Raw genomic sequence first — 10,997 nt, forward strand, 5'->3', positions numbered from 1 at the left:
GCCCCGGACCAGGGCTGTCCCGGCCTCTCGGCCTTCGTCGCGCAAGGATCAGGCGGCGCTGACCCGGCGTCCCGCGGTGGCGCGGACCAGGAGGGTGAACACCAGCACCACGGCGGCGGCGACCAGCGCGGCGATCCCGGCGGGGACCGAGACGAGCTCGCCGGCGAAGCGGCCGACGGCGACCCAGGAGAGTCCCCAGACGAGCGAGAGCATCGGGGCGATGCGGCCGCGGCCGGTGACCGCGATCAGGAGTCCGACGAGCGCGGCGACGGCGAGGACGACGACCGCCCAGACCGCGGCGCCCGGACCGTCCGCGCTGCCGACTCCCGCGCCGACGAGCCCGGCGGTGACGTTCGCGGCCGTGGCCACGCACACCCAGCCGAGGTAGAGCCCGAAGGTGCCGTCCGTCACGATCGCGTCGACCACTCCGGCCGAGCGGGTGGTCCGCAGGATCACGAAGATGCGCGCGAGCACGGCGAGCAGCAGGGCGATCACGACGACGCTGAGCGTCAGGAAGCCGGCCTGGACGACCAGGATCCACGCGGCGTTCAGGAGGAGGCTCGCGGCGGCCCAGTAGCCCAGCCGGCGGTGGCGGGTGCGGGCTGTCTGCGAGGGCAGGAACTGCCAGATCGCGTAGGCGATGAGGCCGGTGTAGATGACGCTCCAGATCGCGAAGGCGGGGCCGTCGGGAGCGATGGGGGTCGAGGACGCGGTCAGGGCGCCGCCGGCCGCGTTCTGGATCTGCGTGCCGCCCGCGGCGCCCGAGCCGATGAAGGAGCCGATGAGGGCGAGCACCGCGCTCACGGCGACGACGACCTGGCGGATCCGGTCGGCGCGGTCGGGGGTTCGTGTGGCGGTCATGTCGCTCCTCCATTAGTCAGCTGGCTGAGTAATGAGAGTAGCGCGATTCCGCTCCCCGTCCACTGGGGCTTGCGGCGAGGCCCCGACCCTGGAGAGGGCCGGGGCCGGATTCTCAGGCGCGGGCGGCCGCGTACTGCTCGCGGATCACGGGGCGGTGGTCCGGCGCGGGCTCGGCCACCGAGGTGACGGTCCACGTCGGACGCGATCCTGTCAGCGTCCAGGCGGCCTGCACGGCGGCACCATCGGCCACGTACTCGCCGGGCGTCGGCACCTGCACGGGCACGTCGAACACCTGCGATGCAGCGAGCTGCACGGCGCGGTTCTGCGCGGCTCCGCCGATGAGGAGGATGCGCCGCGCCTCCACTCCCTGCGCGCGAACGGCGTCGAGCCCGTCGGCCAGTCCGCAGAGCATGCCCTCGATCGCCGCGCGGGCGAGGTTCGGTCGCGTGGTCGAGGCGATGGTCATCCCGTGCAGGCTCGCGGTCGCGTCCGGCAGGTTCGGCGTGCGCTCGCCCTCGAAGTAGGGGACCAGCACGAGGCCGTCGGCACCCGGCTCCGCCTCGAGCGCCAGTGCGGCGAACTGGTCGAAGTCGCTGCCGAGCAGGGTCGCGGTCGAGGCCAGCACGCGCGCGGCGTTGAGCGTCGCGACCAGCGGCAGGAAGCGCCCGCTCGCATCGGCGAAGCCGGCGACGGTCCCGGAGGCGTCGCGCACCGGGTCGTCCGTGACGGCGAAGACGGTGCCGCTCGTGCCGATGCTGACGACCACGTCGCCGGGGCCGGCGCCGAGGCCGAGCGCGGCGCCCGCGTTGTCGCCCGCGCCGGGGCCGACGACGAGTCCGCTCTCGGTGCGGCCCGCCTCCTCCGAGGGGCCGAGCACGCGGGGGAGCAGCGGGCGGTGGCCGAGGGCGCGCTCGAGCAGGTCGAGGTCGTAGCCGTCCGCTCCCCAGTACGAGGTGCCGGACGCGTCGGACCGGTCGGTCGTGAGCGCGTCGAGCTGCGGACCACGGGCGGAGTCGGGGCCGTAGCCGAGCAGGCGCCAGGTCAGCCAGTCGTGGGGGAGCGCGACGGCGGCGACACGGGCGGCGTTCTCGGGCTCGGCGTCGCGCAGCCAGCGGAGCTTGGTGGCGGTGAAGGAGGCGACCGGCACCGATCCGGTCCGCTCCGCCCAGGCCCCGGCTCCGAGCTCCTCGATGAGCGCGGCGGCGGCGGGCGCGCTGCGGGTGTCGTTCCAGAGCAGAGCGGGGCGGATGACGGCGCCGCTCTCGTCGAGGACGACCATGCCGTGCTGCTGGCCGCCGACCGAGATCGCGGCGACGTCGTCGAGCCCGCCGGCGTCGGCGAGGGCGAGCTGCAGCGCCTCCCACCACGCGGCCGGATCGACCTCGGTGCCGTCCGGGTGGCTCGCTCGGCCGGTGCGCACCACGGCGCCGGTGTCGAGGTCGCGGACGACCACCTTGCAGCTCTGGGTCGACGAGTCGATCCCTGCGACGAGCGTCATCGCTGTCCTCTTTCGTTGGGGGGTTCGGGTTCGGGCGTCCGGTGCGGAACCGGGCCGGATGCAGGAGAACGGACGAGATCCCGTGCGGGTGCAGGGGATCTCGTCCGTCTCAGGTCGTCCCGCGGCGGACCGCGGGCTCAGGGGGTGCGGGTCAGCCGCGGGCGCCGAGCAGGTGCTCGGTGGCCAGCTGCTGCAGGCGCACGAAGCCGAAGCCCTTGCCGCCGAGGTAGGCGTCGGCGTCGAACGACTCGTACGAGGCGGTGTCCGCGAGCAGGTCGTCGTACGACTCGCCCTCGTTCAGCGTCGGGGTGGAGAGCTCGGCGACCTTGGCGGCGGCCAGCGCCTCCTGCACCTCGGGGTCGGCGCGGAAGGCCGCGGCGCGCTCCTTGAGCAGCAGGTAGGTGCGCATGTTCGCTGCGGCCGAGTCCCAGACTCCGGTCTCGTCCTCGGTGCGCGAGGGCTTGTAGTCGAAGTGGCGCGGGCCGTCGTAGGCCGGGACGCCGCCGGGGCCGCCGTTCTCGAGGAGGTCGACGAGCGAGAACGCGTTGTGCAGGTCTCCGTGGCCGAAGACCAGGTCCTGGTCGTACTTGATGCCGCGCTGGCCGTTGAGGTCGATGTGGAAGAGCTTGCCGTGGTACAGCGCCTGGGCGATGCCGGCGGTGAAGTTCAGGCCCGCCATCTGCTCGTGGCCGACCTCGGGGTTCACGCCGACGAGCTCGGGGCGCTCGAGGGAGTCGATGAACGCGATCGCGTGGCCGAGCGTCGGAAGCAGGATGTCGCCGCGGGGCTCGTTCGGCTTGGGCTCGATGGCGAAGCGGATGTCGTAGCCCTTGTCGGTGACGTAGTCGCCGAGCAGGTTGACGGCCTCGCGGTAGCGCTCGAGCGCGGCGCGGATGTCCTTGGCGGAGTCGTACTCGGCGCCCTCGCGGCCGCCCCACATGACGAACGTCTTCGCGCCCAGCTCGGCGGCGAGGTCGATGTTGCGGAGGACCTTGCGCAGCGCGAAGCGGCGGACGTCGCGGTCGTTCGAGGTGAAGCCGCCGTCCTTGAAGACCGGGGCGCTGAAGAGGTTGGTGGTGACCATCGGCACGATGAGGCCGGTGGACTCCAGCGCGCCCTTGAGGCGGTCGATCTGGGTCTGGCGCTCGGCGTCGGTGGAGCCGAAGGCGAACAGGTCGTCGTCGTGGAAGGTGAGGCCGTACGCGCCGAGCTCGTCGAGCTTCTCGACCGCGTGGACGACGTCGAGCGGCTCGCGGGTCGGGCCGCCGAACGGGTCCGTCCCGTTGTAGCCGATGGTCCAGAGGCCGAACGAGAACTTGTCGGCGCGGGTGGGGGTCAGGGACATGGGATCCGAATCCTTTCCGGCGACGTCGCCGAATTGTTGTTGAGCCCAACATATCCCCTGAGGGTCGGGAGGCGCAACGAGCGGAAGGCCCGGCGCGTCGCCCTCCGGCCGATCGCGGGTGCCGCCCGTTCGTGCCGCGGAACCGCTCGCGGAGCGGGCCGGCGCCCGGGGAGGTCGTCGCGAGGATCGCTTGCGCAAGCGCTTCGACTGTGCGTACAGTCGCTCCAGCATGACCGGTCGAAGCGCTTCGAAGCTCGACCGCGACCGACGACGACGTTCGGCAGGAGGAGCCATGGCGACCATCCACGACGTGGCCCGCGCTGCCGGGGTCTCGATCAGCACCGTCTCCTACGCCCTCTCCGGCAAGCGCTCGATCGCCGCCTCCACCCGGCAGCGCGTCGACGACGCGGTGCGCCAGCTCGGCTACCGGCCCCACGCGGGAGCCCGGATGCTCGCCGGGGCGCGGACCCACATCCTCGCCCTCTCCGCCCCGATGCGCGGCGAGCTGCATCTGCCGACCCACATGCGCTTCGTCACCGAGGTGCTCGAGCGCGCCCGGGAGTCGGACTACGACGTCCTGCTGCTCGTCACCGACGAGGCCTCCAGCGGCATCGGGCGCGTCTCCTCCTCCTCGCTCGTCGACGGCATCGTCCTGATGGGCGTCGACGACGACGACGACCGCGCCGAGCTGATCCGCGCGGCGGGGGTCCCCGCCACCTTCATCGGCGTGCCCGCCGACTCCCACGATCTCGCCTGCGTCGACCTCGACTTCGCCGAGGCCGCCCGCCAGAGCGTCCGCCGGCTCGCCGAGTTGGGCCACCGCTCGCTCGGCCTGCTCGAGCACCCGCAGTCCTACACCGACCGCAACGCCGGCTTCGTCCGCCGCTTCGACGAGGCGTTCCGCGCCGAGGCTGCGGCGCTCGGAGTCGAGATCGCGGTCGAGCGCCCGCACATCGGCCGCCCGAGCGCACAGGCCGCGATCGACGCGATCCTCGCCGTACCCGTCCCGCCCACCGCGCTCGTGCTGCACTGCAACGAGCCCGTGGCGGAGGCGGCGATCGAGCGCGTCCTCGAGCGCGGCCTCTCCGTCCCCGGCGACCTGTCGATCCTGGCGGCCTGCGCCAGCTACGACGGCGGCGCCCTCCCGGTCCCCACCAGCAGTCTTCCCCTCCCGTTCGACGCGATGTGCCGAGCGGCCGTCGCGCGGACCCTCCAGCAGATCGACTCCGGCCGCACCGTCGGCGTCGAGCTGCTCCCGCCCTCCTACGTCGACCGCGGATCCCTCGCGGTCGCTCCGACCGGCGCTCCGGTGCCGGCGGTCCCGTCCGGCACTCCCGCGCCGGCCTCCCTCTAGTCCTCCACCCTCTTCCTGCCCGCTCCGGCTCTGCGCACTGTCGAAACGCTTCGACACCACGCCCCCGCGAGAGAGCGCTCCCTGCACCACCTCCGCAGCACCACCGCACCGTTCGAAGGAGAACCACCGCAATGTCGCTCCGATCCCGCTCCGCCTTCCACCGCCCGACCGCCGGTCTCAGCCGGCGCAACCTCCTCGCCGGCGGAGTCGGCCTCAGCGCGATGTTCGCGCTGGCCGCCTGCTCCGGTGGCGGCTCCGACGCCGGCTCCGACGCGCTCTCGACCACGGTCGACGGCGCCGGCCGCACCCTCACGCTCTGGGACTTCGAGACGCCCGACAGCGACCGCGGCATCGCCTGGCTCGCCGCCCGCGACATCTTCACCCAGGAGACGGGGGCCGAGATCGCGTACGAGTTCAAGGCCTTCGAGCAGCTGCGCACCGGCGCCAGCCAGATCTTCAACTCCAACTCGGCGCCCGACGTCGTCGAGTACAACAAGGGCAACGCGACCAGCGGGCTCCTCTCGAGCCAGGGCCTGCTCACCAACCTCGACGAGGCGGTCGAGTTCTACGGCTGGGACTCGCTGATCCCCGGCGCGCTGCAGACCACCGCGAAGTACGACGAGAACGGGATCATGGGCTCCGGCTCCTGGTACGGCATCCCCAACTACGGCGAGTTCACCTTCGTCTACTACAACAAGGACGCCTTCGCCGCGAACGGCCTCGAGGTCCCCACCACCTACGAGGAGTTCACGGCCGTCCTCGACGCCTTCGTGGCCAAGGGGATCACCCCGCTGGCCGAGGCCGGCGCCGAGTACCCGCTGCAGCAGCTCTTCTACCAGCTCGCGCTGCTGAAGGCCGACCGCTCCTGGATCACCGACTACCAGACCTACACGGGCGAGGTCGACTTCGAGGACGCGGCCTGGAGCTACGCGGCCGACCAGCTGAAGACCTACGTCGACAAGGGCTACTTCTCGGCCGACGCCTCCGGGCTGAAGGCGGAGGACGCGGGCACGGCGTTCATCTCGGGCGAGTACCCGATCTTCTTCTCGGGCTCCTGGTGGTTCGGCCGCTTCAAGACCGAGATCACCGGATTCGAGTGGGACACGTTCCTCTTCCCGGGCGCCGAGTTCACGATGGGCTCCGCCGGCAACCACTGGGTGATCCCGGAGACGGCGAAGAACAAGGACCTCGCCTACAAGTGGATCGACATCACGATGCGACCCGAGATCCAGGACCTCATCGGCAACAACGGAGGCATCCCGCTGGTCGTCGACGAGAGCGCCATCACCGACGAGAAGAGCAAGGCGCTGCTCTCGCAGTGGAAGACGGTCGTCGACGGCGACCAGCTCTCCTTCTACCCCGACTGGCCCACCGCGACCTTCTACGACGACCTGGTCGCCGCCACGCAGGAGCTCATCAACGGCTCCTCCGACGAGTCCGCCATGCTGTCCGACCTCCAGGCCAAGTACGACGACGGAGTCGCCGACATCACGTGACGCGGAAGCGTCACGTGATGTCGGCCGAGGCGGCCGGCCCCGCGCCTGCAGGCGCGGAACGGCAGCGGAAGACCTGAGGACGTGACGGCGACCCCTCGAGGGGGTCGCACGAACACCGCCGAGCCTCCCCCCCCCGCTGGATGCCGCTCCGGTCCACGACACGTCGTCGCCTCCGTACCGGAGCGGCATCCCGCGGCAGCACACCCACGACCCCGTCCGACCTAGGAGTACCCATGACGACGACAGCACCTCGTCGCGCGGAGAGCGCGCCGCCTCCCACGACGCCGCCCCGCGAGAAGCGCTCCGGCGGCTACTGGCTCTACCTGATCCCCGGGTTCGTGCTCTTCACGTTCATCGTGCTGATCCCGCTGATCTGGAACGTCTACATCAGCTTCACGTCCTGGCGCGGCATCAAGCCGCCGATCTTCATCGGCCTCGACAACTGGATCGAGCTGATGGGCGACGACCAGTTCTGGACCTCGTTCCTCAACTCGGTCTACATGATCATCGCGATGGTGATCGTCCCCACGATCCTCGGACTCCTGCTCGCGGCGATCCTCTTCGATCTCGTCGGCAAGAAGTTCGGCGGGCGCCTGGCGAGCTTCCTCCGCGCCACCTACTACCTGCCGCAGATCCTGCCGACCGTCATCGCCGCGATCGTCATCGGCTGGATCCTCCGCCCCGACAACGGCGCGCTGAACTCGATCCTCGAGGCCGTCGGGCTCGGCTCCCTCTCGCACGACTGGCTCGGCAAGCCGGACACCGCGATGCTCTCGATCATGGTCGTGATGATCTGGGTGCAGCTGGGCTACCCGGTCGTCATCTTCATGGCGGCGCTGCAGCGCGTGGACCCCGAGCTCTACGAGGCGGCGGAGCTCGACGGGGCGAACTGGTTCCAGCGCTTCCGCTGGATCACGGTCTCGATCATCCGGCCCGAGATCTTCGTGGTCACCCTCACCTGCACCATCGCCGCGCTGAAGGTCTTCGGCCCGATCTACGCCCTGACCCGCGGCGGCCCCGGCGACTCCACGATCGTCCCCTCCTACTACTCGTACACCGAGTTCTTCCAGAAGCAGCAGGTGGGCTACGGCGCCACCATCGCCACCGCGCTCACGATCGTCATCGTGATCCTCGCCGTGCTGTTCATCCGCGCCCAGGAGCGCGTCGAGCGCAGCGAAGGAGCCCGCTGATGTCGGCCATCGAGACCCTGCCCCTCACCCAGGCCGGCACGGAGGACGCGGACCTCTCGTCCTCCCGTCCCGCCAAGCCCGCGAAGGGCACGACGAAGCGCACCCTCGGCGACTGGGTGATCCTCGCCGTCGCCGTGGTGATCGGGCTCGTGATCATCAGCCCGGTGCTGCTGATCCTGCTCAACTCCTTCAAGACCCCCGCCGAGTACTCGGCGAACGGCCCGCTCGCCTTCCCGACCGGCCTCTCCTTCGACGGCCTCTCGACCTTCTGGAGCCGCGTCGACTTCCCCGAGAAGCTCGGCAACTCGATCCTCATCTCGGGGTCGGTCGCGATCCTCGCCGTCGCCCTCTCGGTGCTGAACGCCTACGCGATCGGCATCGGCCGGGTCCGCGGCCGGAGCTGGATCATCGTCCTGTTCCTGCTGGCGAACATGCTCCCGCAGGAGGCCCTGCTCTACCCGCTGTACTACATGTTCAAAGCGGTCGGGATCTACGACACCCAGCTGTCGGTCATCGTCATCTTCACCGTCATCCAGTCGGCGTTCGGCACCTATCTGCTCTCGAGCGTCTACGGCACCTTCCCGAAGGAGATCCTCGAGGCCGCGGCTCTCGACGGCGCCTCGAAGTGGCAGGTCCTCACCCGGGTGATCGTCCCGATCTCGCGGCCCACCCTCTCGGTGCTGATGATCTTCTTCTTCATCTGGACCTGGAACGAGTTCCTCATCCCGCTGGTCTTCCTGGTGAGCGACGCGACGCAGACCGTCCCGATCGCGATCTCGAGCCTCCAGGGCGACAAGATCATGGACGTCACCACGACCAGCGCGAGCGCTCTCCTGGGCCTTCTCCCGACGCTGATCTTCTTCCTGATCTTCCAGCGCACCCTCACGCGCGGCATCACCGCCGGCGCGGTCAAGTAGCCCTCTCTCCCTCCGTCGGCGCCTCCCTCGCGGGATCCGCCGGCGCGCCATCGAAAGGCACCCCCATGAAGTTCACCGACGGGTTCTGGCAGACGCGGGCCGGATTCACGCCCCTGTTCGCGCAGGAGGCGTACGACCTCCGCACCGACGGCACCTCGCTCGAGGTGATCGCCCCGACCCGGGTCATCCAGGGCCGCGGCGACGTCCTCAACCGGCCGGCGCTCACGGTCACGGTGTCCTCGCCGGCCGAGGGGGTCGCGCGGGTGCGGATCGAGCACTGGCGCGGGACGGCGGTGCGCCCCGGCTTCGAGCTGGCCGAGGGCGACGTCGGAGCGGCGGAGGTGACGGAGTCCGGCGGCGTGCTGCGCACCGGCGACCTCGAGGTCCGGATCAGGCAGGGCGCTCCGTGGTCGCTGGAGTTCTGGGACACCTCGACCGGCACGCGCCTCACCGGGTCCGGGCACAAGGCGCAGGGCTACCTGACCGGACCGGACGGAGCCGCCTACCTGCACGAGCAGCTCGACCTCGGCGTCGGCGAGCTGGTCTACGGGCTCGGCGAGCGCTTCGGCCCCTTCGTGAAGAACGGCCAGACGGTGGACGTGTGGAACGCCGACGGCGGCACCTCCTCCGAGCAGGCCTACAAGAACGTCCCGTTCTACCTCTCCAGCCGCGGCTACGGCGTGCTCGTGAACGATCCCGGCCTCGTGTCGTTCGAGATCGGCTCCGAGGCGGTCGAGCGCGTGCAGTTCTCGGTCGGCGGCGAGGCGCTGGAGTACCTGGTGATCCAGGGCCCGACGAAGAAGGACGTGCTGCGGCGCTACACCGGTCTCGCGGGCCGCCCCTCCGTCGTGCCCGCCTGGAGCTACGGGCTCTGGCTGACGACCAGCTTCACCACGAGCTACGACGAGGAGACGGTGAACTCCTTCATCGACGGCTTCGCGGAGCGGGAGCTGCCGCTGTCGGCGTTCCACTTCGACTGCTTCTGGATGCGCGAGTTCCAGTGGACCGACCTCGAGTGGGACCCGCGCACCTTCCCGGACCCGGAGGGGATCCTCGCCCGCCTGCACGAGCGCGGGCTGCACACCTGCGTCTGGATCAATCCGTACATCGCACAGGCGTCGCCGCTGTTCGCCGAGGGGCGCGAGAAGGGCTACCTGCTCAGAACGGCCTCCGGCGACGTCTGGCAGTGGGACATGTGGGTCGCCGGCATGGCGCTGATCGACTTCACGAATCCGGAGGCGACCTCCTGGTTCCAGGAGAAGCTCCGCGTCCTCGTGCGCCAGGGCGTCGACTCCTTCAAGACCGACTTCGGCGAGCGGATCCCGTCGGAGGGCGTCGTCTGGGCCGACGGGACCGACCCCGAGGCCATGCACAACTGGTACACCCAGCTCTACAACCGCGCGGTGCACGAGGTGCTCGAGCAGGAGCTCGGCGAGGGGCGCGCGGTCCTCTTCGCCCGCAGCGCCACGGTCGGCGGGCAGTCGCTGCCGGTGCACTGGGGCGGGGACAACACCTCCTCCTACGTGTCGATGGCCGAGACCCTGCGCGGAGGCCTCTCGCTCGCGCTGGGCGGGTTCGGCTTCTGGGCGCACGACATCGGCGGCTTCGAGGGCACGCCCGATCCCGGAGTGTTCAAGCGCTGGCTCGCGTTCGGCCTGCTCTCCTCGCATTCTCGGCTGCACGGATCCTCCTCGGTGCGCGTGCCGTGGGCGTTCGACGAGGAGGCCGCGGAGGTCACCCGGCTCTTCACCCGGCTGAAGCTCTCGCTGATGCCCTACCTCTTCGCGGCGGGGGCGGAGGCGGCGAGCACCGGCGTCCCGATCATGCGGCCGATGGCGCTCGAGTTCGAGGACGACCGCAGCGCCGCCCACCTCGACACGCAGTACCTGCTCGGGCACGACCTGCTCGTCGCTCCGGTGTTCACCGAGGACGGCACGGTCGAGTTCTACCTCCCGCGCGGGACGTGGACGAGCTGGTGGACGGGCGAGCGGACCGTCTCGACGGGGGAGTGGCGCCGTGAGGTCCACGGCTTCGACTCGCTGCCGCTGTACGTGCGCGAGGGTGCGGTGATCCCGGTGGGGGCCCGCCAGGACTCGGCCGAGTACGACTACCTCGACGGGCTCGAGCTGAGGGTGTTCCCGGGGCCGGACGGAGCGACGCCGGTCCGGGTCGTCGCGCACGACACGGGGGAGGAGACGGTCTTCACCGTGACGCGCTCCGGCGGCGACGTCTCGGTCGACGGCCCGGCCGGCACCTGGACCTGGGTCGAGGCCTGAGCGGCGCCCTCCTGCTGATCGAGCAGCGGGCACAGCTCCCCCCTCGAGACCCCCCGGCCC

The 10,997-nt window shown here is 70.8% G+C and carries 8 protein-coding genes; 5 read left to right on the forward strand and 3 right to left on the reverse strand.

Annotated features, from left to right (window positions below; translation table 11 throughout):
* Positions 1-48: 48 nt before the first annotated feature.
* The 3 genes from C5C30_RS15750 to xylA all read right to left on the reverse strand — a co-directional run bounded on the left by C5C30_RS15750 (position 49) and on the right by xylA (position 3,704).
* A complete protein-coding gene (locus C5C30_RS15750; RefSeq protein WP_104334063.1) occupies positions 49-861 on the reverse strand; it encodes a tryptophan-rich sensory protein in 813 nt (270 codons plus the stop codon).
* 112 nt (positions 862-973) lie between these two features.
* Positions 974-2,359, reverse strand: a complete 1,386-nt coding sequence (gene xylB / locus C5C30_RS15755; RefSeq protein ID WP_104334064.1) for a xylulokinase — start codon at positions 2,357-2,359, stop codon at positions 974-976.
* Positions 2,360-2,510: 151 nt separating this feature from the next.
* On the reverse strand, positions 2,511-3,704 hold the full coding sequence (xylA, locus tag C5C30_RS15760; RefSeq protein WP_104224876.1) for a xylose isomerase: 1,194 nt from the start codon (positions 3,702-3,704) through the stop codon (positions 2,511-2,513).
* 292 nt (positions 3,705-3,996) lie between these two features.
* Here xylA and C5C30_RS15765 point away from each other — a divergent pair, with 292 nt between their 5' ends.
* The 5 genes from C5C30_RS15765 (at position 3,997) to yicI (ending at position 10,937) form a co-directional block, all read left to right on the forward strand.
* Positions 3,997-5,058 carry a LacI family DNA-binding transcriptional regulator gene (locus C5C30_RS15765; RefSeq protein ID WP_104339233.1) on the forward strand — a complete coding sequence of 354 codons (1,062 nt, stop codon included), beginning with the start codon at positions 3,997-3,999 and terminating at the stop codon, positions 5,056-5,058.
* A gap of 131 nt (positions 5,059-5,189) precedes the next feature.
* Positions 5,190-6,554, forward strand: coding sequence for an ABC transporter substrate-binding protein (locus C5C30_RS15770; RefSeq protein ID WP_258066012.1), 1,365 nt, complete (start codon positions 5,190-5,192; stop codon positions 6,552-6,554).
* Positions 6,555-6,787: 233 nt separating this feature from the next.
* Entirely contained in the window at positions 6,788-7,744 is a 957-nt protein-coding gene (locus tag C5C30_RS15775; RefSeq protein ID WP_104224874.1) for a carbohydrate ABC transporter permease, read from the forward strand.
* On the forward strand, positions 7,744-8,661 hold the full coding sequence (locus C5C30_RS15780; protein WP_104227354.1) for a carbohydrate ABC transporter permease: 918 nt from the start codon (positions 7,744-7,746) through the stop codon (positions 8,659-8,661). Before C5C30_RS15775 ends, C5C30_RS15780 begins: the two co-directional genes overlap by 1 nt.
* Before the next feature lie 65 nt (positions 8,662-8,726).
* Positions 8,727-10,937, forward strand: a complete 2,211-nt coding sequence (yicI, locus tag C5C30_RS15785) for an alpha-xylosidase (protein ID WP_104334065.1) — start codon at positions 8,727-8,729, stop codon at positions 10,935-10,937.
* The last annotated feature ends 60 nt before the right edge of the window (positions 10,938-10,997 follow it).

Origin of the sequence: Rathayibacter sp. AY2B5 (genome assembly GCF_002931645.1) — a bacterium.
Taxonomy (GTDB): domain Bacteria; phylum Actinomycetota; class Actinomycetes; order Actinomycetales; family Microbacteriaceae; genus Rathayibacter.

Coding starts and splice junctions, on each gene's coding strand:
- C5C30_RS15750 (WP_104334063.1), bottom strand. CDS start 861: ATGACCGCCACACGAACCCCCGACCGCGCCGACCGGATCCGCCAGGTC.
- xylB (WP_104334064.1), bottom strand. CDS start 2,359: ATGACGCTCGTCGCAGGGATCGACTCGTCGACCCAGAGCTGCAAGGTG.
- xylA (WP_104224876.1), bottom strand. CDS start 3,704: ATGTCCCTGACCCCCACCCGCGCCGACAAGTTCTCGTTCGGCCTCTGG.
- C5C30_RS15765 (WP_104339233.1), top strand. CDS start 3,997: ATGGCGACCATCCACGACGTGGCCCGCGCTGCCGGGGTCTCGATCAGC.
- C5C30_RS15770 (WP_258066012.1), top strand. CDS start 5,190: ATGTCGCTCCGATCCCGCTCCGCCTTCCACCGCCCGACCGCCGGTCTC.
- C5C30_RS15775 (WP_104224874.1), top strand. CDS start 6,788: ATGACGACGACAGCACCTCGTCGCGCGGAGAGCGCGCCGCCTCCCACG.
- C5C30_RS15780 (WP_104227354.1), top strand. CDS start 7,744: ATGTCGGCCATCGAGACCCTGCCCCTCACCCAGGCCGGCACGGAGGAC.
- yicI (WP_104334065.1), top strand. CDS start 8,727: ATGAAGTTCACCGACGGGTTCTGGCAGACGCGGGCCGGATTCACGCCC.